General features: G+C 72.7%; 21 protein-coding genes, 1 pseudogene and 1 riboswitch. Of the genes and pseudogenes, 8 read left to right on the top strand and 14 right to left on the bottom strand.

Features of this window, described 5'->3' with window-relative positions:
* Nucleotides 1–56: 56 nt before the first annotated feature.
* The 3 genes from ABZ671_RS11590 to ABZ671_RS11580 all read left to right on the top strand — a co-directional run bounded on the left by ABZ671_RS11590 (nt 57) and on the right by ABZ671_RS11580 (nt 4,100).
* Complete coding sequence (locus ABZ671_RS11590; RefSeq protein WP_357855136.1) at nt 57–2,819, top strand: cellulose binding domain-containing protein; 2,763 nt, start codon at nt 57–59, stop codon at nt 2,817–2,819.
* 371 nt (nt 2,820–3,190) lie between these two features.
* A complete protein-coding gene (locus ABZ671_RS11585) occupies nt 3,191–3,550 on the top strand; it encodes an STAS domain-containing protein (RefSeq protein ID WP_357855133.1) in 360 nt (119 codons plus the stop codon).
* A 94-nt stretch (nt 3,551–3,644) separates the two neighbouring features.
* Nucleotides 3,645–4,100, top strand: coding sequence for an SRPBCC family protein (locus tag ABZ671_RS11580; protein WP_357855130.1), 456 nt, complete (start codon nt 3,645–3,647; stop codon nt 4,098–4,100).
* A 1-nt stretch (nt 4,101) separates the two neighbouring features.
* Here the strand turns inward: ABZ671_RS11580 and ABZ671_RS11575 are convergent, their stop codons facing one another.
* From ABZ671_RS11575 to ABZ671_RS11555, 5 genes are all read right to left on the bottom strand, one after another.
* A complete protein-coding gene (locus ABZ671_RS11575) occupies nt 4,102–4,611 on the bottom strand; it encodes a DUF2269 domain-containing protein (protein WP_357855127.1) in 510 nt (169 codons plus the stop codon).
* A gap of 117 nt (nt 4,612–4,728) precedes the next feature.
* Nucleotides 4,729–5,787, bottom strand: coding sequence for a hypothetical protein (locus ABZ671_RS11570; protein WP_357855125.1), 1,059 nt, complete (start codon nt 5,785–5,787; stop codon nt 4,729–4,731).
* 3 nt (nt 5,788–5,790) lie between these two features.
* Nucleotides 5,791–5,924: riboswitch (cyclic di-AMP (ydaO/yuaA leader) on the bottom strand.
* Between the two features lie 137 nt (nt 5,925–6,061).
* Nucleotides 6,062–6,976, bottom strand: a complete 915-nt coding sequence (locus ABZ671_RS11565) for a cation diffusion facilitator family transporter (protein ID WP_357855122.1) — start codon at nt 6,974–6,976, stop codon at nt 6,062–6,064.
* A gap of 77 nt (nt 6,977–7,053) precedes the next feature.
* A complete protein-coding gene (locus ABZ671_RS11560) occupies nt 7,054–9,171 on the bottom strand; it encodes an AAA family ATPase (RefSeq protein WP_357855119.1) in 2,118 nt (705 codons plus the stop codon).
* A gap of 120 nt (nt 9,172–9,291) precedes the next feature.
* Nucleotides 9,292–9,621 carry a hypothetical protein gene (locus tag ABZ671_RS11555; protein ID WP_357855116.1) on the bottom strand — a complete coding sequence of 110 codons (330 nt, stop codon included), beginning with the start codon at nt 9,619–9,621 and terminating at the stop codon, nt 9,292–9,294.
* A 324-nt stretch (nt 9,622–9,945) separates the two neighbouring features.
* On the opposite strand from ABZ671_RS11555, the gene ABZ671_RS11550 reads away from it, so the two are divergent.
* The 3 genes from ABZ671_RS11550 (at nt 9,946) to ABZ671_RS11540 (ending at nt 12,583) form a co-directional block, all read left to right on the top strand.
* The gene (locus ABZ671_RS11550) at nt 9,946–10,437 is read left to right on the top strand and encodes a DUF3145 domain-containing protein (protein WP_357855113.1); all 492 of its coding nucleotides are present in this window, start codon (nt 9,946–9,948) and stop codon (nt 10,435–10,437) included.
* A gap of 47 nt (nt 10,438–10,484) precedes the next feature.
* The gene (locus tag ABZ671_RS11545) at nt 10,485–12,212 is read left to right on the top strand and encodes a glycoside hydrolase family 3 protein (protein ID WP_357855111.1); all 1,728 of its coding nucleotides are present in this window, start codon (nt 10,485–10,487) and stop codon (nt 12,210–12,212) included.
* 149 nt (nt 12,213–12,361) lie between these two features.
* Nucleotides 12,362–12,583 (top strand): hypothetical protein, encoded by a 222-nt coding sequence (locus tag ABZ671_RS11540; protein WP_357855108.1) that lies wholly within the window; start codon nt 12,362–12,364, stop codon nt 12,581–12,583.
* A 171-nt stretch (nt 12,584–12,754) separates the two neighbouring features.
* Here the strand turns inward: ABZ671_RS11540 and fabF are convergent, their stop codons facing one another.
* The 5 genes and pseudogenes from fabF to ABZ671_RS11515 form a co-directional block, all read right to left on the bottom strand.
* Nucleotides 12,755–13,981: a beta-ketoacyl-ACP synthase II gene (fabF, locus tag ABZ671_RS11535; RefSeq protein ID WP_357855105.1), complete on the bottom strand. Its 1,227-nt coding sequence runs from the start codon at nt 13,979–13,981 to the stop codon at nt 12,755–12,757.
* A gap of 2 nt (nt 13,982–13,983) precedes the next feature.
* Nucleotides 13,984–14,223 carry an acyl carrier protein gene (locus ABZ671_RS11530; RefSeq protein ID WP_088972559.1) on the bottom strand — a complete coding sequence of 80 codons (240 nt, stop codon included), beginning with the start codon at nt 14,221–14,223 and terminating at the stop codon, nt 13,984–13,986.
* An 85-nt stretch (nt 14,224–14,308) separates the two neighbouring features.
* Nucleotides 14,309–15,253, bottom strand: coding sequence for a beta-ketoacyl-ACP synthase III (locus tag ABZ671_RS11525; protein WP_357855102.1), 945 nt, complete (start codon nt 15,251–15,253; stop codon nt 14,309–14,311).
* A gap of 17 nt (nt 15,254–15,270) precedes the next feature.
* Nucleotides 15,271–16,179, bottom strand: a pseudogene (locus tag ABZ671_RS11520) (ACP S-malonyltransferase); the annotation flags it as partial.
* Nucleotides 16,180–16,257: 78 nt separating this feature from the next.
* Nucleotides 16,258–17,583, bottom strand: coding sequence for a helix-turn-helix domain-containing protein (locus ABZ671_RS11515; RefSeq protein WP_357855099.1), 1,326 nt, complete (start codon nt 17,581–17,583; stop codon nt 16,258–16,260).
* 114 nt (nt 17,584–17,697) lie between these two features.
* Between ABZ671_RS11515 and ABZ671_RS11510 the strand changes: the two genes are divergently transcribed.
* Entirely contained in the window at nt 17,698–17,940 is a 243-nt protein-coding gene (locus ABZ671_RS11510; RefSeq protein WP_357855097.1) for a hypothetical protein, read from the top strand.
* A gap of 33 nt (nt 17,941–17,973) precedes the next feature.
* Here the strand turns inward: ABZ671_RS11510 and ABZ671_RS11505 are convergent, their stop codons facing one another.
* The 4 genes from ABZ671_RS11505 to ABZ671_RS11490 form a co-directional block, all read right to left on the bottom strand.
* Entirely contained in the window at nt 17,974–18,636 is a 663-nt protein-coding gene (locus ABZ671_RS11505) for a hypothetical protein (protein WP_357855315.1), read from the bottom strand.
* A 229-nt stretch (nt 18,637–18,865) separates the two neighbouring features.
* Nucleotides 18,866–20,275, bottom strand: a complete 1,410-nt coding sequence (gene gltX / locus ABZ671_RS11500) for a glutamate--tRNA ligase (RefSeq protein ID WP_357855094.1) — start codon at nt 20,273–20,275, stop codon at nt 18,866–18,868.
* Between the two features lie 48 nt (nt 20,276–20,323).
* Complete coding sequence (locus ABZ671_RS11495) at nt 20,324–21,601, bottom strand: MFS transporter (RefSeq protein ID WP_357855091.1); 1,278 nt, start codon at nt 21,599–21,601, stop codon at nt 20,324–20,326.
* The gene (locus ABZ671_RS11490; protein WP_357855088.1) at nt 21,598–22,929 is read right to left on the bottom strand and encodes a GH1 family beta-glucosidase; all 1,332 of its coding nucleotides are present in this window, start codon (nt 22,927–22,929) and stop codon (nt 21,598–21,600) included. Before ABZ671_RS11490 ends, ABZ671_RS11495 begins: the two co-directional genes overlap by 4 nt.
* Before the next feature lie 186 nt (nt 22,930–23,115).
* On the opposite strand from ABZ671_RS11490, the gene ABZ671_RS11485 reads away from it, so the two are divergent.
* Nucleotides 23,116–23,562, top strand: a complete 447-nt coding sequence (locus tag ABZ671_RS11485) for an SRPBCC family protein (protein WP_250795157.1) — start codon at nt 23,116–23,118, stop codon at nt 23,560–23,562.
* Nucleotides 23,563–23,659 lie beyond the last annotated feature (97 nt).

Genomic DNA, 23,659 nt, shown 5'->3' with positions numbered 1-23,659 from the left:
GGAGCCCGGGCAGCTCCCCGATCCCTCACCTCCAGGGCAACCGAGAGGAACCGCCCATGCGCAGAAGTCTCGCCGGCGCGACGGTCGCCGCGCTGGCCGCCACCGCGGCGGCCGTGGTCGTGCAGTTCGCCGCCACCCCCGCCACCCCGGCCGCCGCCGCGGCGTCCGACCCGTACAGCTGGAAGAACGTCCGGATCGACGGTGGCGGCTTCGTCCCCGGCATCGTCTTCAACCAGACCGAGAAGAACCTGATCTACGCGCGTACCGACATCGGCGGGGCGTACCGCTGGGAGCAGTCGACCCAGTCCTGGACGCCGCTGCTGGACTGGGTGGGCGCCGACAAGTGGGGTTACAACGGCGTGGTCAGCCTCGCCACCGACCCCGTGCAGACCAACCGGGTGTACGCCGCGGTCGGCATGTACACCAACAGTTGGGACCCGAACAACGGCGCGATCCTGCGCTCGACCGACAAGGGTGCCACCTGGCAGGCCACCGCGCTGCCGTTCAAGAACGGCGGCAACATGCCCGGCCGGGGCATGGGGGAACGGCTGGCCGTCGACCCGAACAGGAACAGCGTCCTCTACTACGGCGCCGAGGGCGGCAACGGCCTGTGGCGCAGCACCGACTACGGGGTGACCTGGGCCAAGGTGGCCAACTTCCCGAACGTCGGCAACTACCGGGCCGACCCGAACGACAGCACCGGCTACCAGAGCCAGAACCAGGGTCTGACCTGGGTCAGCTTCGACAAGAGCACCGGTACGGCCGGCAACGCCACGCAGACCATCTACGTCGGCGTGGCGGACAAGCAGAACCCGGTCTACCGGACCACCAACGGCGGCACCACCTGGGAGCGGATCGCCGGCCAGCCGACCGGCTACCTGGCCCACAAGGGCGTGGTCGACCCGGTCGGCGGCTACCTCTACATCGCCACCAGCGACACCGGCGGCCCGTACGACGGCGGCAAGGGTGACGTGTGGAAGTTCAGCCGGGCCACCGGCGCCTGGACGAAGATCAGCCCCCCGTCCGACGGTGACCCCTACTACGGCTACTCCGGCCTGACCATCGACCGGCAGAAGCCGAACACCATCATGGTCGCCACCCAGGTCTCCTGGTGGCCGGACGCGATCTTCTGGCGCAGCACCGACGGGGGCGCGACCTGGACCCGGGTCTGGGACTGGTCCAGCTACCCGAACCGCACCAAGCGCTACAAGATGGACATCAGTTCGGTGCCGTGGCTGACCTTCGGCGCCAACCCGCAACCGCCCGAGGAGACGCCGAAGCTGGGCTGGATGAACGAGTCGCTGGAGATCGACCCGTTCGACAGCAACCGGATGATGTACGGCACCGGCGCGACCATCTACGGCACCACCGACCTGACCAAATGGGACACCGGTGGGCAGTTCACCATCAAGCCGATGGTCAAGGGTGTGGAGGAGACCGCCGTGCTCGACCTGATCAGCCCGCCCTCGGGCGCTTCGCTGATCAGCGGGCTCGGCGACATCGGCGGCTTCCGGCACACCGACCTGAACGCGGTGCCGTCGGCGATGTTCACCCAGCCGGTCTTCACCAGCACCACCAGCCTCGACTACGCCGAGACCAAGCCGTCGATCATGGTCCGGGCGGGTAACTTCACCGCCTCGGACCGGCCGAACGACCGGCACGTCGCGTTCTCCACCGACGGCGGCGCGAACTGGTTCCAGGGCAGCGAGCCCGGCGGGATCAACAACGGCGGCACGGTGGCCGCGTCCGCCGACGGCAGCCAGTTCGTGTGGGCGCCGGGTGACGCCGGCAGGCAGGTGGTCCGCTCGGTCGGCTTCGGCAACTCGTGGAGCGCGTCGACCGGCATCCCGGCCAACGCGATCATCGAGTCCGACCGGGTCAACTCGAACAAGTTCTACGGGTTCAGCGGCGGGAAGTTCTACGTGAGCACCAACGGCGGGGCCAGCTTCACCGCCAGCGCCGCCACCGGCCTGCCGACCACCGACGTGAAGTTCAAGGCGCTGCCCGGTAAGGAGGGCGACGTCTGGCTGGCCGGCGAGGGCGGCCTCTGGCACTCCACCAACTCCGGGACCAGCTTCACCAAGGTCACCGGTGTGAGCACCGCCATCAACGTCGGCTTCGGCAAGGCGGCACCCGGGCAGACGTACCCGGCGCTCTTCGTCATCGGCACGATCGACGGGCAGCCCGGCGTCTACCGCTCCGACAACACCGGCGCGAACTGGGTGCGGATCAACGACAACCAGCACCAGTACGGCAATGCCGGCGAGGCGCTGACCGGCGACCCACGCGTCTACGGCCGGGTCTATCTCGGCACCAACGGCCGGGGCATCCTGGTGGCGGACCGGCTCGGCGGCACGACCGCACCGCCGACGAGCGCGCCGCCGACGACCGCACCGCCGACGAGCGCGCCGCCGACGACCGCACCGCCGACGAGCGCGCCGCCGACGAGCGCGCCGCCGACGACCAGGCCGCCCACCACCGCGCCGCCGACGAACACGCCGCCGCCGGCGGGTGGCTGCACGGCGACGTACCAGGTGACCAACTCGTGGGAGGGCGGTTTCCAGGCCGAGGTGACGGTCCGCAACAACGGCTCACCGACCAGCGCCTGGTCGGTGGCGTGGAACTTCGCCAACGGACAGAAGATCACCCAGCTCTGGGGTGGGACGTACACGCAGAGCGGCGCTTCCGTGGTGGTCAAGGACGCCGGCTACAACGGCGCCCTCGGCACGGGGGCCAACACCACCTTCGGCTTCCTCGCCGACTGGAGCAAGACCAACTCGGTGCCCGTGACCACCTGCACCGCGACCATCGCCCGCTGACCGGGCCGTTCCGGTGGCCGTCCCGTCCGCGGGGCGGCCACCGCCGCGTCGGCACCCTCCCAGGCCAGGCGTGGTCGACGGGACGAGCAGGGAACAACCACCCGAACGCGCCGGGTACCGCGTCCGGGTCGGAGCAGCCCGAAGGGGCTACCCTGGTCGGCGGATCGGCCCGCCTTGGTCGTCTCATTGGAGGATGAGAGCTTCTCGTCTGCGATGAACCGGAACTGGAGGATCCGGAGCGTGATGCCCAGGTGTGCCCAGTCCGTGAATTGCCCATCCCGAGGGGTGGCGACCGAGGGCATCGGAGGAATACGCTCGGTCGCGGCCCGCGTACTGATGAGGCGCCCGTATGGGCGAGTGGAGGTGCTCGCGTGAGCCTGTCGATCGTGCAGTCGGTGTTGCCGGGTGGTGTCATCCAGATTGCCCCACGGGGCGAAATTGACGTCGACACCGCGTACGAGGTGCGGGAAGCGATCGCCGAGGTGCTCGCGAAGGGCCGTCCGGCCCGGATCGAGCTGAACATGCGGCTGGTCACCTTCATCGACTCGGTCGGCATCAGCGCGATGGTCGCCGGTTTCCAGACCGCCGAGGTCAGCGGTGTGAAGCTGGTGGTCACCGAGCCGAGCCGGTTCGTGCACCGCCAGCTCTGGGTCACCGGCCTGCTGGGCCTCTTCGGTGCCCCCGAGCCCTACTTCGCCGCCAGCACACCGCAGGTCCTCCCTGGCGCCTGAGCCGCCGGGCTCCGTACGCTTTTCGTCGGTCGTTGCCAGCCGGAACCCGGTAAGGCGACGATCGTGCGGATCGCCGACGGCAAGGGGATACGGCGTGCTCAGCAGCGACACTTTCAGCTACACCGTGCAGGCCCGCTGCACCCGAGCGGATGCGCTCGCCCTGGTCAGCGATCTGACCCGCCAGGGGGAGCTGCATCCGCTGATCGTCCGGGTGCGCCCGCTGCCGCCCCGCCCTGGCGCCCTGGCCAGCTACGCGATCACCGACCGCCTGGAGCTCGGGCCGCTGCATTTTCCGGTCACCTACCAGGCGGACGTGCTGATCGCGACCGAGGACGAGGTGGTGATGGTGGCCCGCCAGCAGCCGGCCACCACGGTCCGCAACCACACCCGGCTGCGGGACGAGCCGGGCGGCGTGGTGCGCATCGACGTCGAGATCACCCTCTCCGCCCCGGCGCCGCTGTTCGGGTACGCCTTCCGGCAGGCCCGGGCGGCCCACCTCGGCCTGGCCGGCCGGCTCGGGGCCGCCCTTGAGCGTCGGACGACGGAGTGAGTCAGTTCCGCCGCTTCAGGGCCGCCGGAAGCCGGGCCGCCGGAGCGGCCGGGCGCAGCCGTCCCCACGGCTTGTAGGTGGACAGCACGGTCATGACGATCAGCAGGGTGCTGGAGACCATCGGCGGGATGACCAGGTCCAGCCGGTCCCGGGCGGCGAGGTCCGGGCCCAGCGTGCCGAGCCGGCGCACGGTCGGGGTGAGCAGCAGCAGCACCAGCCCCAGCATCGCCGTGGTGATCGCGAACTTCACCAGCACCCAGCGCCAGCGCAGCAGGCCCCACGGGGTGAGCAGCGCACTGGCCAGCCCGACGAGCCAGACCGCCACGCTCAGTGGCGCGAAGAGGTATGTGACCAGCAGCCCCGCCGCCGGGTAGACCACCGCAGGGTCGGCGCCACACAGCCCGGCGACGCCGAGGGCGAGCAGCACCAGGTCCGCGCCGAGCCAGCCCAGCGAGGTGACCAGGTGCAGGGTGAGCAGGGCCTTGCGCCCGGCGGGAGACAGTCGGCTCATGCCACGATGCTCGATCGTCGCCGGCCCGCCGTCGTGGGGCGGGCGGCGACATGCGGCGTACGTCGGTGGGCGTAGGTGGGCTTCGGTGGCCCGCCGGGCGGCGGGCCACCGGCGGCCTCAGTACACCGACAGGTGCACGTGGTTGGTGTGGTCGCTGGACGGGTCGCCGTTGCCGCTGGTGTACGCCTTCCAGCCGCTGCTGGGCAGCCAGATCTGCTTGAACCAGATCACGTAGAGCACGGCGAGCGGGTCCGCGTTGCGGATGAAGTACGCGGCCAGGTTGTTGCCGTACGTCTTGTCGCCGCCGGTGGCCACCCCGCCGAAGCCGTTCTTCTGGGCGGCGAAGTCGCAGGCCCGGCCCTTCGGGTGCTCACCGGAGCCGCTGGGCCGGTAGCAGGAGACGTACCGGGTGAACCCGGCCGATTTGGCCTGCTGGAGCGCGTGCAGCATGCGTGGGGTGACGCAGCCGTTGGCCGGGGTCGGGTCCTTCACACCGCACGACTCCGGGGGCCACGAGCCGTCGGCGTTGCGCGGTGCCGGCGTGGCGTCGGCCCGGGAGGTGCCCTGCACGCCGCTGCCGCCGCTCGTGCTGGTGGCCTTGGTGTTCGCCACCTCCAGCGCGCGTTCCGCCTGATCCTTGCGCTTGGCCATCACCGCGACCTGCTTGCGCTGTTCCCTGATCTCGGCGCCGAGCGCGGCCTGGGTGCGGTTGGCCCGGTCCCGGGTGTCGATCAGCTCGCGCAGCGCGTGGTCCTCGCGCGCGGCGACCTGTTGCAGGGTGGCGGCCCGGTCGAGGAAGCCCTGCGGGCTGCCGCCGCCGAGCAGGGCCGCAGCGCCGCCGAGCCGTCCGGTCCGGTAGGCGACCCCGGCGATCTCGCCGACCTTGGCGTCGCGTACCGCCAGCTCGGCGTTGATGGTCTTGAGCTGGGTGGTGAGCTGCTGCTGCCGCTGCACCGACCGGTTCAACGCGGTCCGGGCGTCCAGCCAGCCCTTGCTGGCCGCTTCGAGTTGGGCGCGCAGCGCCGGGGTGCCACCCTCGTCGTCGTGCCCGACCGCGAGCAGGGAGGTCGGGGCGGCCGCCGAGGCGGGGGAGCTCGGCGCGGTCGCGACGCCGAGGGCGAGCGCCGCGACGAGCAGGGCCGCCAACCGGGCGGCCGTCCGTCGTGCAGGTGCCATTAGGTGTCCTTCCGTCAACCGCCGACCGGGTTAGCTGACGGGTTCGGGACGGAAGATCCCTACCGCTGACGCGGATGCACCCCAGGTACGTGGTTCCCCGGCTCGCCGTGCTGTGGGCGATTAGGCGACGGCCGCCGCCGGCGTACGCCGCCGGGTGGAGACCGCGACCGAGCCTACCGGCCATACGCCGATCCGGGCCCCGTCGCGGGGCCCGAGAACCGGACTAAAGTCGGCATAGATGCACAATAGCCACTTGAATTTAAGTTTGCCCTAATTACCACTCCACGGGCCCGCACGCGCCGGCTGACGCTCCGGGTTCGATCTGCAACGTGGCGTGATCGATCCGGAAGTCCTCGTGCAGGGCGGCCCGCGCGGCGGCCAGCACCTCGCCCACCTCGGCGCCGGGGGTGGTGGCCAGGTGCGCCGAGGCCACCTCCATGCCGGAGGTGAGCGTCCAGACGTGCAGGTCGTGCACCTCGGCGACGCCGGGGACCGCGGCCAGCCGGTCCCGTACCACGGTCACCTGGAGGTGTTCCGGGGCGGCCTGCACCAGGATGCGGACCGCCGCCCGGCCGAGCCGCCAGGTGCGCGGCAGGATGAACAGCCCGATCGCGACGGCGACCAGCGGGTCGGCCCACCACCAGTCGGTGAACGCGATGACCAGGGCGGCGGCGATCACCCCGAGCGAGCCCAGCAGATCGCCGAGCACCTCCAGGTACGCCCCGCGCAGGTTGATGCTCTCCTGCGCGCCGGCCCGCAGCAGCCCGAACGCGGCCAGGTTGGCGAGCAGGCCGAGCACCGCCACGGCCAGCATCGGCCCGGCGAGCACATGCGGCGGCTCGCCGAACCGGCGTACCGCCTCGACGAGCACATAGGCGGCGACCGCGCCGAGCAGGACCGCGTTGGCCAGCGCGGCCAGCACCTCCAGCCGGTAGAGCCCGAACGTGCGCTGTGGGTCGGTGTTGGCGCGCCGGGTGGCGGTGATCGCGGCGAGCGCCATGCCGATGCCGAGCACGTCGGTGAACATGTGCCCGGCGTCCGAGAGCAGGGCCAGCGAACCGGTGGCGAACGCGGCCACCGCCTCGACCAGCATGAGGGCGGTGAGCAGCCCGAACGCGGCCCAGAGCCGACCCCGGTGGCGGTGCGCGGCGTTGGTGACCGTGCCGCTGTGGTCATGACCTGCGCCCACGCCCACACCCTCTCGTTGCACGCCCAGGTCAGGCCAATCTATGCTCACATCGCAATATGTGCAAGCGAGCGGCGAGGTCAGCCAACCGGGTCCAGGGTGGTGAGGCGCTGGGTGGCCCGGGACAGCGCCACGTAGAGCGTCCGCACGCCCGAACCCGGATCGGCCCGGATCTCGCTCGGCGCCACCAGCACCACGCCGTCGTACTCCATGCCCTTGGCCTGGAGGCTGGTCACCACCTGGAGCCGGCCGTCGCCGAGCTCGCCCAGCCAGCCGGCGACCTCGTCCCGGCGCGGCACCGGCGTGATCACACCGACCGTCCCCTCGACCTCGGCCAGCAGCGCGCCGGCCGCGGCCACGGTCGCGGCGGGCAGCTCGGCGACGGGCACGGTCCGCTCGACCGGCGGCACCCCGGTGGAGCGCACCGCCGTCGGCAGCGCCAGGTCCGGATATCGGCGGCGGATCTCCGCCGCCGCCACCGCGAAGATCTCCGCCGAGTTGCGGTAGTTGGTGGTCAGCTCGTACCGGAACCGGCGGCGTCGCCCCAGCGCGTGGTCCCGGGCCCGGGTCAGCTCTTCCGGGTCACCCGTCCAGGCGGTCTGCGCCGGGTCGCCCACCACCGTCCAGGAGGCCAGCCGGCCGCGCCGGCCGATCATGCGCCACTGCATCGGCGAGACGTCCTGCGCCTCGTCGACCACCACGTGGGCGTAGTCGCGATAGTCATCCGGCCGCTCCCGGGCGGCGGCCCGGGCCGCCCGCTGCCGGTCGGCGAACGTGCTCAGCTCGCGGACGCCTCCGGCGAGCTGGAACGGGTCCCGCTTCGGCTTCGCCCGCCGCACCGGCTTGCCGAGCAGCGCGTCCAACTCGTCCAGCAGCGCGATGTCGGCGATGGTCAGCCCCTCGGCGTCCAGGGTCCCGTACGCCTCGGTCAGCAGCCGGATCTCGCTGGCCGCGAGGATCCCGCCGGCGTACCCGCGCAGCCGGTCGGGGCGGGCCAGCCAGCCGAGCACGTGCCGCGGGTGCAGTCGGGGCCACCACGCCTTGAGGAACTCGCGGAACTCCGGCCGGTCGATGATCTCGTCCTCGAACGCGGGCTGCTCCGGCAACCGGCCGATCCGCAGCTCACGAGCCTGCCGATACAGGGCGGCGAGGACGGCGTCGAAGCCGACCCGGCGCACCTCGTTGCGGCGCGCGCCGCGCGACAGCGCCCGGTCCCGGATCGCGTCCAACTCGGCCCGGCCCAGCCGGAGCAGCTCGCCCCGATAGAGCAGGCGCAGCTCGGCGGGGGAGTCCGGCACCGCGTCCCGGACCGCGCGTTCCAGCACCCGGCGCATTCGCAGCGACCCCTTCACCGCCGCCACCTCGGGCGGGTCGGTACGGGTCGCCGACATGCCCGGAAAGAGCGAGCCGAGCGAGTGCAAGGTGGCGGTCTCCTCGCCGAGCGAGGGCAGCACGGAGGCGATGTACTCGACGAACACGCCGGACGGGCCGACCACCAGGATCCCGCCGCCGGCGTACCGGGCCCGGTCGGAATAGAGCAGGTACGCGGCCCGGTGCAGCGCGACGGCCGTCTTGCCGGTGCCCGGGCCGCCGGAGACGATCGTGACCCCCGAGCCGGGGGAGCGGATCGCCTCGTCCTGCTCCCGCTGGATGGTGGCGACGATGTCCCGCATGCCCCGCCCGGTGGCCCGGGACAGGCTGGCCAGCAGTGCCCCGTCGCCGACCACCGCCAGGTCCGGCGGCGCCGACTCCGGGTCGAGCAGGTCGTCCTCGATCCGGGTGACCCGCTCCGCCGAGGACTGGATGGTGCGCCGGCGCACCACGCCCATCGGCTCGGCCGGGGTGGCCTGGTAGAAGGCGGCGGCGGCCGGCGCCCGCCAGTCCACCACCAGCGTCTCGGCGTTCTGCCCGCGTACCCCGAGCCGGCCCACGTGCAGCACCTGCCGGGTACGCAGGTCGAGCCGGCCGAAGACCAGCCCCTCGTGCTCGGCGTCCAGCACGTGCCGGCGCTGCGCGGCGTGGAACACCATGGCGTCCCGCTCCACCAGCGCGCCGAAGTTGCCGACCCGGGCCAGCCGGTAACCCTCCCGCTCGGCGTCGGCGGCGGCCTTACGCAGTTCCGCCAACCGGGCGTACACCCGGTCGAGATGTCGCTGTTCGACGGCGATCTCCCGGTCCAGGGTGGTCTGGTCACTCAAGGCGGGGGCTCCTGTGGTCACGCGGCGGGCACGGTGGGCTGAATGAGGGTACGGGCCGGAGACGACGAACCGCCCGCCGGGACGACCCGGCGGGCGGTTCGGTGACGCGGGTGAGGGGACTCAGCCCTCGAAGACGCCGGCCTCGACGAGACGCTTCTCGGTGGCGTCCCAGCCGTGCTCGGGGTAGGCGGCGGCGAGTCCGTTGAGCTCGGCGCGGACCTTGGCGGCGTGGCCGGCGGCGGCCAGCGTCCGGATCTCCTCGACGAAGGCCTCGGAGTCGGTGCGCAGGTGCGCGGTCTTGCCGTTGGTCAGGTTGCGCACGTAAGCGTGCTTGCCGCTGTTGAGCGGGATCAGGTACTTGAACTCGCCCAGCACGCTGAGGGCGCCACCCTGGCCAGCCTGGCCGGCCCGGACTGATGCGCGCGCGGTCTTAGAGGTGTTGCTCGCCACGGAGGTACTCCTTGGAGACGTACGGGAGGACTGAAACGTCCGGGGGCTGGTGCGGGTGACGCCCGGGTGAGCCTCGGCCCGCGAAGATTGTGCGGCGGCACAGAACCGCCCAGAGAACTTTACACGACCTCGACGCCTGGCTGGTCATCGCGCCGTCAGGAGGGTCAACAGGGTCAGCCGCCCGGGTATTTCCGGCGGCTGGCCCCGGCGAATTCTCCGATTTGCTGGCGCACCATCTGTCACACCGGTCATCATGTGTTGCACGCATCACTCGGTTGGTCGAGGTCGTAGGGGAAGACGCACCTCGCTCTCCGGGAGGTCACCGTGCCAACGCGTGGCGTCGTATACGTCCACTCGACCCCGCTCGCCGTGTGCTCGCACGTCGAGTGGGCGATCGCGCGCGTCCTCGCCGCGCCGGTCAACCTGCACTGGACGGCCCAGCCCGTCGAGCTCGGCGCCCGGCGCGCCGAGTGCGGGTGGACCGGTAGCCCGGGAACGGGTGCAGAGCTGGCCGCTGCCCTTCGGCAGTGGCCCATGATCCGTTTCGAGGTTACCGAGGAGCCGAGCCCGGGCGTCGACGGCGAGCGGTTCATGTACGTCCCGGGACGGGGCCTGTTCCGGGCCACCGTCGGCGCGGCCGGCGACATCCAGGTCGGCGAGGACCGGCTGCGGGCGATCGTGGCGTCCGCCCGCGCCCCGGAGGCGCTCGCGCACGCCCTCGACAAGGTGCTCGGCACCGCCTGGGACGCCGAACTGGAGCCCTACCGGTACGCCGGCGACGGCGCACCGGTGACCCTGCTCACCCAGGTGGGCTGACCAAAGTCAAGTTGCCCTGATACGCGGAAAACTGGTGGGATGGTGGCGTGCTGACCACCGCTCGGCGTACCTTCGTCGCGCTCACCGCGCTGACCGCAGTGCTCGTCGCCGGCTGCTCCGCGGCGCCGGAGCGGCCCCGTCCCACGCCGTCGTGGATCCCGTCCGCCACGAGCCCGTCTGCCGCGACCCAGGCTCCCGACGGCGACCCGGCCGCCCGAGCCGCCGCGCTGGTGCGGACCCTCGCCGACGAGGACCTGGTCGGCCAGGTGCTGATGCCATACGCCTACGGCAGCTCGGCCACCGAGGTCTCGCCCGGGTCGGCCGCCGGCAACCAGGCCCTCGCCGGGGTCGACACCCCCGCCGAGATGGTGGCGAAATATCGCCTCGGCGGGGTGATCCTGGTCGGCTTCAGCGCCGACGACCCCACCTCCGCCAACCAGGTCACCACCAACGTCGACAACCCGCGTCAGGTCCACGAGCTGACCACCGGGCTGCGGGCGGCGGCCGGCAAGCTTCCCGCCGGCCCGGCGCCCTTCCTGATCGGCACCGACCAGGAATTCGGCGTGGTCACCCGGATCACCGACGGGGTGACGCTGCTGCCCAGCGCGCTCGCCGCCGGCGCGGCCGGTGACCCGGCGCGGACCGAGGCCGCCTGGCGGGCCGCCGGCGCCGAGCTGGCCGCCATGGGGATCAACATGGACTTCGCGCCGGTCGCCGACGTGCTGGTCAAACGCAGCACGGTGATCGGCTCCCGCTCGTTCGGCGCCGACCCCCAGCGGGCCGCCCCCCAGGTGGCCGCCGCCGTCCGGGGGTTGCAGGCCGAGGGGGTGGCGGCCAGCGTCAAGCACTTCCCCGGCCACGGCCTCAGCTCCGCCGACTCGCACCAGGACCTCCCGGTCGTCAGCCAGTCCCGTGCCGTGCTGGACCGCACCGCGTTCCCGCCGTTCCGCGCCGGGATCGACGCCGGTGCGATGGCGGTGATGTCCGCCCACCTCGACGTGCGGGCGATCGATCCGGGCACCCCCGCCACCTTCTCCCACAAGGTCCTCACCGATGTGCTCCGGGGGCAGCTCGGGTTCCAGGGCGTGGTGATCACCGACGGGATGAACATGGAACCGGCCAAGCGCTGGTCGCCGGGGGAGGCCGCGGTCCGGGCGCTGAAGGCCGGCAACGACCTCATCCTGATGACCCCGAACGTGCGCCAGGCGTACGACGGGCTGCTCGCCGCGCTGCGGGACGGCTCGCTGCCCCGGGCCCGGCTGGTCGAGGCGGTCACCCGGGTGCTGACCATGAAGTTCAAGCTGGCCGACCGGCCGGCCCCCGACATGTCGACGCTGGGCAGCGCCGCACACCGCAAGGCCGTCGCCGACCTCGCCGCCGCCACGGTCACCATGCTGCGCGGCCGCTGCGACGCCGCCCCGGTGACCGGGCCGGTCACCGTGACCGCCTCCGCCGGGCGGGACCGCGCCCGCGCCGCGCTCAGCAAGGCGCTCACCGCTGCGGGGGTCAGCGTGGTCCCCAGCGGCGGTCAGATCGTGCATCTCGTCGGGTACGGCGACGGCGCCGGCGACCTGCGGGCCGACGCGGCGGTGACGGTGGCGATGGACACCCCGTACGTGCTGGCCACCGCCAAGTCGCCGACGTTGCTGGCCAGCTACTCGTCCAGCCCGGCGTCGATGACGGCGCTGGCTGCCGTGCTCGCCGGCAAGGCCCGACCGGCTGGCCGGGACCCGGTCCCGGTGACCGGCCTGCCCGCCACCACCTGCGGCACCTGACCCGTACGCCCCTCTCCCCGGGCAACGGGGTGGTGCCCTGGGCCGCCTGTCTCGGCTGCCCGCACCCTGTTCGCCCGGGCAGCCGGTGGTCGGGGCGGCCGCGAAACCCGGGTGCGGCGCTGCGGTGGTGGCTGGCAGGGTGGTTAGCCATGGGAGAGCAGGCGCACGGTTTCCGCTATGTCGAGCGGGCCGACGGCTCCGTCGTGATCACGCACCACGGCCGGGTGGCCGGCACGCTGCGCGGCGGTCGCGCGGCGGAGTTCCTGGCCGAGGTCGACGACGACCCGCAGCTGGTGATGGCCCGGTGGACCGGCAACTACCGGCGGGGCAACGAGCGGACGGCCCGCCAGCACCCCCGCAACCGCGGCTGAGAGCGACCCAAGCGAGATCTTGGCAGGAAACGGACCCATCAGGGGCCACCCCCAACCAAGATCCGCGGCGAGGTCGGGAGAAGCCGGGGCTGGAACGGCGTCAGGGCCCGCGCCCGGGGCGGGCGCGGACCCTGACTGGTGGAACCGGTGGTTACCTGTGCCCTACGGAGCTCAGGGCCGGGTGAAGACGAGCGCCACGTTGTGGCCGCCGAAGCCGAACGCGTTGTTCAACGCGGCCGGGATCTCCAGGTGCCGCGCCTTGTGCGCGGCCACCTCCAGGGTGAGGCCCTCGTCCGGGTCGTCGAGGTTGATCGTCGGAGGGACGACACCATCGCGGATGGCCAGGATGGTGGCGATCGACTCCAGCGCCCCGGCCGCACCGAGCAGGTGCCCGGTCATCGACTTGGTGGCCGACAGGAGCGGGTGGTCGCCCAGCGCCTTGCGCAGGGCGCCGATCTCCAGCATGTCGCCCACCGGGGTGGAGGTGGCGTGCGCGTTGACGTGCACGATGTCCGTCTTGGCGACGTCCGCGTCGGCGATCGCCTTCTCGATCGCCCGGATCGCGCCCTCGCCCTCGGCGTGCGGCTGCACGATGTCGTACGCGTCCGAGGTGATCCCGGCGCCGGCGAGGCGCGCGTACACCCGGGCGCCGCGGGCGGCGGCGTGCTCGGCGCGCTCCAGGACCACCACGCCCGCGCCCTCACCGAGCACGAAGCCGTCGCGGCCCTTGTCCCACGGGCGGGAGGCCTTCTCCGGCTCGTCGTTGCGGGTCGACATGGCCCGCATCGAGGCGAAACCGGCGATCGGCAGCGGGTGGATGACCGCCTCGGTGCCGCCGGCCACCACCACGTCGGCCCGGCCGGAGCGGATGATGTCCAGGCCGAGCGCGATCGCCTCCGCGCCGGTCGCGCAGGCGCTGGCCACCGAGTGCACCCCGGCCTTGGCACCCAACTCCAGCCCGACCCAGGCGGCCGGTCCGTTCGGCATCAGCATCGGCACGGTGTGCGGGGAGACCCGCCGCGGGCCGGACGCCTCCAGGATGTCGTCCTGGGCGAGCAGGGTGGTGGCCCCGCCGATGCCGGAGCCGATGCTCACCGCCAGCCGCTCCGGGTCCGGCCCGGAGTCGGCCAGCCCAGCATCGGCCCAGGCCTGCTGCGCCGCGATGATGGCGATCGCCTCGGACCGGTCCAGCCGGCGCAGCTTGACCCGGTCCAACACCCCGGCGGGGTCCACGGCCAGCTGGGCCGCGATCCGGACCGGCAGTTGCGCCGCCCACTCCTGGGTGAGCGCACTCACCCCGGAGCGGCCGGCGAGCATGGCGTCCCAGGTCGACGCGACGTCCCCGCCGAGCGGGGTCGTCGCGCCGAGCCCGGTGACGACGACGTCGGGGCGACTCATGATCAGGACTGCGCCGCGATGTAGCTGACGGCGTCCCCGACGGTCTTCAGGTTCTGCACCTCGTTGTCCGGGATCTTGACGCCGAACTTCTCCTCGGCCGCCACCACGACCTCCACCATGGAGAGCGAGTCGACGTCGAGGTCGTCGGTGAAGGACTTCCCCTCGGCCACGTCGTCCGGGTTCACCCCGGCAACCTCTTCGAGGATCTCGGCGAGGCCGGCGGTGATCTCGTCACGGGTCATTACGGTGGGTTCCTCTCATCGGAGTTCACGACGGCCGGCGATGCCGGCCGTCAAATCCTCGGCGCGCTCGCGCCCGAGGAGGTCTTCAGGGGCAGCGGACGACCTGACCGGCGTAGGTCAGGCCACCGCCGAAGCCGAACAGCAGCACCGGGGCGCCGGACGGCACCTCGCGGCGCTCGACCAGTTTGGACAGGGCGAGCGGGATGCTCGCGGCCGAGGTGTTGCCGGACTCGACGATGTCCTTCGCGATGATCGCGTCGGGGATGTTCAGCCGCTTGGCGATGCCATCGATGATCCGCGCGTTGGCCTGGTGCGGCACGAACGCGGCCAGCTCCGCCGGAGACACTCCGGCCTTCTCGCAGGCCTGCAGCGCGAGCGGCGCCAGCGCGGTGGTGGCCCAGCGGAAGACCGTCTGGCCCTCCTGCGCGATGTAGGGCCGCCACCCCTCGATGCGGACCGCTTCGCTCTTCTCCGGCACCGAGCCCCAGACCACCGGCCCGATCCCGGCCGGCTCGCCCTCGGCGGCCGCGGTGACCACCGCCGCCCCGGCGCCGTCACCGAAGATGATGCAGGTCGAGCGGTCGGTCCAGTCGGTGAAGTCGGAGAGCTTCTCCGCACCGATCACGATGGCGTTGCGGGCCGCGCCGGCCCGGATCGCGTGGTCGACCGTGCCGAGCGCGTACGCGAAGCCCGAGCAGGCGGTGTTGATGTCGAACGCGCCGGGGGCGTTGATGCCCAGCTTGGCGGCGACCCGGCAGGCCACGTTCGGGCTGCGGTCGATCGACGTGCAGGTGGCCACCACGACGAGGTCGATGTCGGCGGCGGTGAGACCGGAACTGGCCAGCGCCTTGCCGGCGGCGGCCGCGGCCATGTCGGCCACCGTCTCGTCGCCGGCGATCCGCCGCGTGACGATGCCGACCCGGTCCCGGATCCACTCGTCGTTGGTCTCGACCAGTTGTGCGAGGTCGTCGTTGGTCACCACGCGGGAGGGCTGGTAGTGCCCCATCGCGACGATCCGACTGCCAGCCATCAGTGCTGTCCTCCGATCCGGGCGATCAGGTCCCGCGCGGCGGGCAGATCGTCGGGGGTGTTCAGGGTGACGATCTCGGGCGCGCCTGCGCCCTTCAGCTCGCGCTTGACCAGGCCGGCCAGGGTGCCGGCCGGGGGCAGCTCGATCACGCCGGTGACCCCGAGGTCGGCCAGGGCCCGCATGCACAGGTCCCAGCGAACCGGGGCGGTGACCTGCCGGACCAGCCGCTGCACCATCTCCTGGCCGTCGTTGACCGCGGCGCCGTCGAGGTTGGAGAGCAGGATCCGGGCCGGTTTGGCCGGCACGATGCCGCCGGCCACGGCGGCCAGGGCGGCCTCGGCCGGAGCCATGTACGGGGTGTGGAAGGCACCGGCGACCTGGAGCCGGATGACCCGGGCCCGCGCCGGTGGTTCGGCGGCCAGCTTCTCCAGGCCGGCCACCGCGCCCGCGGCGACGACCTGGCCGGCGCCGTTGCGGTTGGCCGGGTGGAGGCCGTGAGCCTCGATGGCGGCGAGCACCTCGTCCGGGTCGCCGCCGAGCAGCGCGGCCATCCCGGTCGGCTCGAGCGCGCACGCCGCGGCCATCTCCCGGCCGCGTACACCGGCGAGGGTGACGGCCGCTTCGGCGGACAGCACCCCGGCCAGGGCGGCGGCGCCCAGCTCGCCCACGCTGTGGCCGGCGACCAGCGAGACGTCGTGCAGCGGCAGGTGCTCGGCGGCGAGCAGCGCTGCCGCGACGAGCAGCGGCTGCGTGCGGGCGGTGTCCTTGATCTCGTCCGCATCCGCCTGGGTGCCGAGGTGGACCAGGTCGACGCCGGCCAGCGCCGACCACCAGCGCAGGCGAGCCTCGGCCCCGGGCAGCTCGAGCCAGGGGGTCAGGAAGCCGGGTTTCTGGGAACCCTGTCCGGGTGAGAGTACGGCGAGCACGTCTACGACTCTGACGGATACTCGCGGGTCGCGCTGTAACGCACGGCACCAAGCCGTACTAGAAGCTTTGGAGGAAACCTACAAAAATCGGCGACGATCATCACCTGTCTGTGATGTTTTCCTGACCCCTGAACCCAATGTCTGGCTCGGGACGGGTGCGACGCCGGGGACGATCGGGTCGAGCCGGCCCACGGTCAACGCCACCTGCAGCGCGAACGCGTCCCGCGGCACCAGCGGCGAGAAGCCGGTCACCTCGGCGACCCGCTTGAGCCGGTAACGCACGGTGTTCGGGTGCACGTAGAGCGTTCGGGCGGCGCTCTCCAGCGTTCCGCCGGCGGCGAAGAAGGCGTCCAACGTCTCCAGCAGTTCGCCGCCGGCGCGGGCCAGTGCCGCGTACATGTCGTGGCGCAGTCGGCGGCGGGCCTCGGCGTCGCCGGCCAGGGCCCGCTCCGGCAGCAGGTCGGCGGCGGGCACCGGGCGGGGTGCGGTCGGCCAGGCCGGCGCCGCGCGGAACCCGGCCAGCGCGCCCCGCGCCGAGTCCGTCGCCTCGTCCAGACTCGGTACGGCCGGGCCGACCACCACCGGACCCTCCCCGAACGCGGTCAGCAGCTTCTCGGTGGCCGCCAGCGGGTCGGCCGCCCCGCCGAGCACGATGACCAGCCGGTCGCCGTGCACGCCGCCGATCACCTCGACCCCGATCCGGCGGGCCTGCCGGTAGACGGTGTGCAGCACAGCGGCCACCTCGCCGCCGGGCGAGCGGCCCACCGCCACCGCCACCGGCGGCGCGTCCGTCCAGCCCAGTGCCGCCGCCCGGCTGGCCAGCACGTCCGGCGAGTCGCCGCGCAGCAGCGCGTCCACCAGCAACGCCTGGAGCCGGGCGTCCCACGAGCCGCGCGATTCGGCGGCGCGGGCGTACACCCGGGCGGCGGCGAAGGCGATCTCCCGGGAGAAGCGCAGCACCGCCTCCCGCAGCGGCTGCTCCTCGCCCTCGGCGGCCAGGTGCGCCACCTGTTCCTCGACCACCTCGATGGTCACCTTGATCAGCGCCACGGTCTGCTGCAGGCTGATCGAGCGGGCCAGCGCCTGCGGCGCGGCGGCGAAGACCTCGTCCGACACCTCCTGGGTGCTGTCGGTCGCGCCGCCGCCCTGCCGCAACCACTGCACCAGCGACCGGACACCCGCCTGGGCGACCAGCATGACCCACGACCGCTGGTCGGCCGGCAGCCCCCGGAACCAGGGCAGGGCCTCGTCCATGCGGGCCACGCTGGCGGTGGCCAGTGCGCCCGCCGCGCGTTCGATCCGGCGCAGCGTGGCCGGCAGTTCGGTCCCGCCCGGTTCGCTCACCGCTTCAGCCTGACATGCCCTGACCAGCGCCTCGACACCGAGGGTCGGTGCCCGGCCCACCGGTGTCGACCTGAAGGCCGCCCGCGCTGAAGATCTCGTCAGGGCCGGCCAGTACGGTGTCATGGCACACCGGGCGACCGCCCGATGGGCGATGGCGAGACTGAGGAGACCGGGATGGCGCAGGGGGAGGCCGACCACGGCTGCGCCCAGGGTGAGCCCTGCCGGCCGGGCCACCACGACCCGCCCGTGCCGAGGCAGCGGGCCGCCGAGCCGATGCTGCCGGCCATGCCCGAGCCGGCGCCCGGGCCGGGCTGCTGCAGCGAGCTGCCCGGCTGGGCCGGCGCGCACCGGCACGGCCCGGTCCGCCCCCGCAGCCGCACGGGTCGGCAGGAGCGGCCGCCACGCCGCTGGTGCTGACCCCACCGATCGGTGGGTGGCCGGCGGCCGACCTCAGCGGGTACGGCGACGGACCAGCAGCGCGATGCCGGCGAGCCCGGCGGTGATGACCACCATCACTCCGGCGTTGAGCAGCAGCAGCCGCTGGAGCTCACTCATCGCCGCGTCGAGGTCCTGCCCCGGGTCCAGCGCGTCGTCCGGGATGACCCGTTCGCCGCCGCCGATGCCACCGCTGAGCGTGTCGAACTGCCGCTGCAACGGCACCCCGGCGGTGCGCAGCGTCTCGGACATGTTCAGCCGGCCGAAGAACCAGCCGGCCAGGGTCTTGCTCCGGTCGGGCTGCTTGGCCGGCCGGTAGATCCGGGGTCCACCCTTGGCGAGCGGGTAGAGGTCGTAGGTCTTCGTCGGCACGTCCCCGGCCAGCACCACGACCGTGTACTTCGGGCCGAGGTCCGCGGCCTGCGGCCCGTGCTGCTGGCCGGTCCGCCCCAGCCAGCTGACCTGATCGAGGACCGCGCTCACCTCGGTGGCGTGCAGGTCGGCGCGCAGCCGCAGGGGCTGGTCCAGATGGTCGCCGGTGATGTCCACTCCGGCCGCTGGACGCTCGGCGCCGACCGCCGCCGCGTGGGCCGCGGTCGGGCCCGCCAGGGCCAACGTGGCGGTCGCGAGCACCGTCCCGGCCACGGCTGCCAGCAGCCGTCTCACCCTCCGGATCATCGCCGCCTCCTCGCCCCGTTCGATGGCTGGCTCCCGCTGCAGACCCATCTCAGAAAAGACTCCGTGGAACGTCGCTCGGTTGCAGCTGCGGAGAGAGTAATTGGAACTATTTGCGATCTGGCACCGGCAAGCAGCCGGCGTCGATGATCAGCGGCCGGATCGTACCTGGACGGAGGGGTCGATGGGGGGCATGCTCTCCCGGAGCGCGACCCACCGGGAACAAGCCATGTCAGACCAGGCGTACGCGGGCGGCACGCAGCCGGGCCAGGGTGCGCTCGCGGCCGAGCACCTCAAGGGACTCGAAGAGCGGCAGGCCGACGGTGCGACCGGTGACCGCGACCCGGACCGGTGCCTGCGCCTTGCCCAGCTTCAGGCCGCGCTCGGCGCCGACGGCCTCCAGCGTGGACTTCAGCGACTCGGCGTCCCAGGACGCCAGCCCCTCGAACGCGGCGACGGCCGCGTCCAGCAGCTCGGCCGCACCCTCCTTCATGGCCTTCGCCCAGGCTGCCTCGTCGATCAGCGGGTCGGCCAGGAAGAGGAAGTCGACGTTCGGCACGATCTCGCTGAGCACCGCGATCCGGGTCTGCGCCAGCGGCGCCACCGCGGCGAAGGCGGCGACGTCGAACTCCTCCGGCCGCCACGGCGGCGGGGCGATGGTGCCGGTGCCGGTCAGCCACGGCTGGCACTCGGTGATGAAGTCCTCGACGGGCAGCGCCCGGATGTACTCGCCGTTGAACGCGCGCAGCTTCTTCTCGTCGAAGAAGGCGGGAGAGGGGTTCACCTCCGCCAACCGGAACTCATCCTCGATCACCGACCAGGGCACGATCTCCCGGTCGCCGGAGGGCGCCCAGCCGAGCAGCATCAGGTAGTTGCGCATCGCGGCGGCGAGGTAGCCCTCGTCCCGGTACGCCTCCAGGGCGACCTTGTCCCGCCGCTTGGACAGCTTCTGCCGCTTCTCGTTCACCACCACGGGTACGTGCGCCCAGACCGGCGGCTTAACCCCGAGCGCGTCCCAGAGCAGCTGCTGCTTCGGAGTGTTGGGCAGGTGCTCCTCGGCCCGGATCACGTGGGTGATCCCCATGGTCATGTCGTCGACCACGTTGGCGAGCAGGAAGACCGGCGAGCCGTCGCCCCGGGCGATGACGAAATCCTCGATCAGCCTGTTCTCGAAGGTCGGCTCGCCACGGATCAGGTCGACCACCACGGTCTCGCCCTCGTCCGGGGTACGGAAGCGCAGCGCCCGGCCCGCGCCGGGCTCGAGGCCACGGTCGCGGCAGAAGCCGTCGTAGCCGGCGTACTGGGAGCCGGTACGCGCCTGCACGTCCTCCCGGGTGCAGTCGCAGTAGTACGCCCGGCCGCCCTCGTGAAGGCGCTGCGCGGCGGCGCGGTGCTCGCCGGCGTACGACGACTGGAAGTACGGGCCCTCGTAGCTGCCCCGCGCGATGCCGATCCAGTCGAGCGCCGACAGGATGCCCTCGGTCCACTCCGGCTTGTTGCGGGCCGCGTCGGTGTCCTCGATGCGGAGCACGAACACCCCGCCCTGCTGCTTGGCGTAAATCCAGTTCTGCAGCGCGGAGCGCGCGCCGCCGACGTGGAACATACCGGTCGGGGAAGGGGCGAAGCGTACACGTACCGTCACGTCCCCCAGCCTACGGCCGGGGGCCAGCCGATTTGAGGCAGGGGGCGGTCAGGGGACCGATCTGATCTTCAACACCAGGGCGCTGCCGAGCAGGGTGACCGCCGCGGTGGCCGCGTACAGGGTGGGGTAGCCGCCGAGGTGGACCACGATCGGGGCGGAGAGCGCCGGGCCGAGCACCTGCGGCGCGGAGTTCGCGATGTTGATCACCCCGAGGTCCTTGGCCCGGTTGGTGGCGGCCGGCAGCACCTGCGTGATCAGCGCCGCGTCCACCGCCAGGTAGACCCCGTAGCCGGCGCCGAGCAGCAGTGCCGCGGTGACCGCCATCGGCCAGGTCGGCGCCACCGCGAGCAGCAGCGCCGCCACCGCCATGATCAGCCCGGAGGCGATCACGAAGACCTTGCGCCGGCCGGACCGGTCCGACAGTCGACCGGCCGCCACGGCGGTCAGCAGCATGCCCAGCGTGTAGAGCAGGATCAGCACCAGCAGCGCGCCCTCGGGATCGGCCACCCGCACCCCGTCGGTGAGAAAGTACAGCAGGTAGAGCGTGCCGAGCGCGTTGCCGGTCTGGACCAGGAACCGGGTGAACCAGGCCCAGGCGAAGTCGGGGTGCCGGCGCGGGCTGATCCACAGTGCGGCGAGCAGCCCCCGTAGCCGCAGCGCCGGCCGGTGCTCCCGGGGCAGCGGGTCGTCCGCGGTGAGCAGCGCGAACGGCAGCGACAGCAGCAGCACCGCGGCGGCGACGGCCGCGTACCCGGCGGTGTTGCCGGTGACCACGGCGGTGACCAGCACCGCCCCCATCACCAAACCGAGCGCCTGCGGGATGCCCACCCAGCCGGAGACGCCGCCGCGCTGGGCGACCGGAACCCGGTCCGGGATGGCTGCGGTGAGGCTGGCCAGCATCGCGTTGAAGCACACCTGCGCGGCGACCCAGCCGAGCGCCACCCCCGCGATGCTGTGCTGCCGGGCCAGCAGCACCAGGGCGAGCGCGCCGAGCACCGCGCCGGAGGCGGTCCACACGTGCCGCCGGCCGAGGTGCCGGTGCCCCAGCCGGAGCACCGTCCGGTCGGACAGCGCCCCGGCCAGCGGGTTGGCCAGCACCGCGGCGAGCGCCCCGAGGCCGGTGACGACGGCGAGCATCGTCTCCTTGTGGCCGGGCGCGATCTGCGCCACCTGCTGGGGCAGCAGCACCTGGATCGGGGTGAAGAAGGCCATCCAGACGCCCAGGTTGGCCGCGAAGATCAGCGCGATCCAGTTCCGCCGGACCGGCACGGTCGGTTCGGCGAGCGCCGCCGGCAGCGCGGCCGGCGTCGGGCCGACGGTGGTCATCGCCGGATGACCCGGTCGCGGAACCAGGCGTACGACGACTTCGGGGTACGCCGCTGGGTCGGGTAGTCGACGTGCACCAGGCCGAACCGCTTGGTGAAGCCCTCGGCCCACTCCCAGTTGTCTAGCAGGGACCAGACGAAGTACCCGGTGACCGCGACCCCGGCGTCCATCGCCTCGCGGACCGCCCGGATGTGCCCGTCCAGGTACGCGATCCGCTCCGGGTCGTCCACCCGGCCCTGCCCGTCCGGCCCGTCGTGGTAGGCGCAGCCGCTCTCGGTGATCTGGATCGGCGGCAGCGCCTCGCCGTACGCGTCGCGGAGCCCCAGCAGCAGGTCGCGCAGCCCGTCCGGGGCCACCGGCCAGTCGAAGGCGGTCCGCGGGTAGCCGGCCAGCGGCACGATCTCGAACGGCAGCGGCGAATCCTCCTCGGCGGCCCGGATGCCGGTCGGGTTGTAATAGTTGACCCCGAGCACGTCCAACGGGGCGGCGATCACGTCGAGGTCCCCGTCGCGGACCAGGGCCGCGTCAAGGTCGAGTTCCTCGGGGTAGCCGAGGCCGAGCAGCGGGTCGGTGAAGAGCCGGTTGTGCAGCGCGTCGTACGCCGCCCCGGCGGCCCGGTCGGCCTCGGTCTCCCCGCTGACCCGCACCGGCGAGTAGTTGTTCGCGATGGCCACCGGGGTGGTGCCGCGGGCGCGCAGCGCGGCGACGGCGAGGCCGTGCCCGAGGAGTTGGTGGTGGGCCACCGGGAAGGCGTCGAAGAGCAGCATCCGGCCGGGGGCGTGCACACCCATGCCGTGGCCGAGACTCATGTGGATGAACGGCTCGTTGAGCGTGATCCAGAGCTTCACCCGGTCGTCGAGGCGGGCGGCGACCAGATCGGCGTACTCGGCGAAGCGGGCGGCGGTGTCCCGGTGCAGCCAGCCACCGGCGTCCTCGAGGGCCTGCGGCAGGTCCCAGTGGAAGAGCGTGGCGACCGGGTCGACGGCGGCGTCGAGCAGCGTGTCCACCAGCCGGTCATAGAAGTCCAGCCCGGCCGGGTTGGCCGGGCCGGCCCCGGCGGGCTGGACCCGGGGCCAGGCGATCGAGAAACGGTACGCGGACACCCCGAGCCCGGCCAGCAGCGCGACGTCCTCGGCGTACCGGTGGTAGTGGTCGCACGCCTCGTCGCCGGTGCTGCCGTCGGCGATCCGGCCCGGCGTGTGGGCGAAGGTGTCCCAGATGGACGGACCTCGCCCGTCGGCGGTAGCCGCTCCCTCGATCTGGTACGCGGAGGTGGCCACCCCCCAGCGGAAGTCGGCGGGGAACTCGGGCATCGGCGGGGTCGTCATTCGCCCTCCCAGGGACGCGAAGCGTGTTCGCGACTTTAGGGGGCTGGCCGTCGATGCGCCATAGGCCCGGTGGGGAGGGCGGCGCAAGGGTTTTCGGCGTGTCTTTTCCGAACCCGTCCGGTTAAGTCCGATTTAGCGCATACAGTACGGAATATCGCGGATGTCCTTAGTGGGAGAAAAGCAGAGATGATCCTCGTGGAACGCAGTGCGCACGTGATGGCGCCGGTGGAAGCGGTCTGGGACGTGGTGCAGCGGGCCGAGCAGTTGCCGGCCTGGCTGGCGGGGGTCCGTGCGGCCGAGGTCCTCTCGGGAGAGGGGTTCGGCCGGCGACAACTGGTCCAGGCCGGGCGCGGCGCGGCGCACGAGGCCGAGGTGATTGCCTACCAGGAGCCGACCCTGATCGGGTGGCGTGAGCGGGCCAAGGGCGCCGGTGCCCGGGCCGAGGCGCGCACCGAGATCTACGTACAGCTGACGGCGGACGAGGAGGAAGGCGGGACGATCGTGCGGCTCATCGTCGTACGGTGGCCCGCCGGGCCGGTCAAGGCAGCCCTGCTCCGGCTCGGCCTGCGTCGGGTCGGCGCCGACCTGGAGGACTCGCTGGCCCGGCTGACCGACCTGGCCGCCGTCGGCTGACCCGAGCCGGTCCCCGGGCGCTGCCCGCGATGGCGATGGCCCGCCGTCCCACCCAGGAACGCCGGCCCATCCCACCCCCACCCCCACCCCTCTGCGG

This window comes from Micromonospora sp. NPDC006766, from assembly GCF_040636055.1.
Taxonomy (GTDB): Bacteria; Actinomycetota; Actinomycetes; order Mycobacteriales; family Micromonosporaceae; genus Micromonospora.
This window is presented reverse-complemented; position numbering and strand designations above follow the sequence as displayed.

Bases quoted from the DNA above. Each gene is read 5' to 3' on its own strand.
- ABZ671_RS11590 (WP_357855136.1), top strand. From the start codon at position 57: ATGCGCAGAAGTCTCGCCGGCGCGACGGTCGCCGCGCTGGCCGCCACC.
- ABZ671_RS11575 (WP_357855127.1), bottom strand. From the start codon at position 4,611: ATGAGCCGACTGTCTCCCGCCGGGCGCAAGGCCCTGCTCACCCTGCAC.
- ABZ671_RS11570 (WP_357855125.1), bottom strand. From the start codon at position 5,787: ATGGCACCTGCACGACGGACGGCCGCCCGGTTGGCGGCCCTGCTCGTC.
- ABZ671_RS11540 (WP_357855108.1), top strand. From the start codon at position 12,362: ATGGGAGAGCAGGCGCACGGTTTCCGCTATGTCGAGCGGGCCGACGGC.
- fabF (WP_357855105.1), bottom strand. From the start codon at position 13,981: ATGAGTCGCCCCGACGTCGTCGTCACCGGGCTCGGCGCGACGACCCCG.
- ABZ671_RS11530 (WP_088972559.1), bottom strand. From the start codon at position 14,223: ATGACCCGTGACGAGATCACCGCCGGCCTCGCCGAGATCCTCGAAGAG.
- ABZ671_RS11525 (WP_357855102.1), bottom strand. From the start codon at position 15,253: ATGGCTGGCAGTCGGATCGTCGCGATGGGGCACTACCAGCCCTCCCGC.
- ABZ671_RS11510 (WP_357855097.1), top strand. From the start codon at position 17,698: ATGGCGCAGGGGGAGGCCGACCACGGCTGCGCCCAGGGTGAGCCCTGC.
- ABZ671_RS11505 (WP_357855315.1), bottom strand. From the start codon at position 18,636: ATGATCCGGAGGGTGAGACGGCTGCTGGCAGCCGTGGCCGGGACGGTG.
- ABZ671_RS11495 (WP_357855091.1), bottom strand. From the start codon at position 21,601: ATGACCACCGTCGGCCCGACGCCGGCCGCGCTGCCGGCGGCGCTCGCC.
- ABZ671_RS11490 (WP_357855088.1), bottom strand. From the start codon at position 22,929: ATGACGACCCCGCCGATGCCCGAGTTCCCCGCCGACTTCCGCTGGGGG.
- ABZ671_RS11485 (WP_250795157.1), top strand. From the start codon at position 23,116: ATGATCCTCGTGGAACGCAGTGCGCACGTGATGGCGCCGGTGGAAGCG.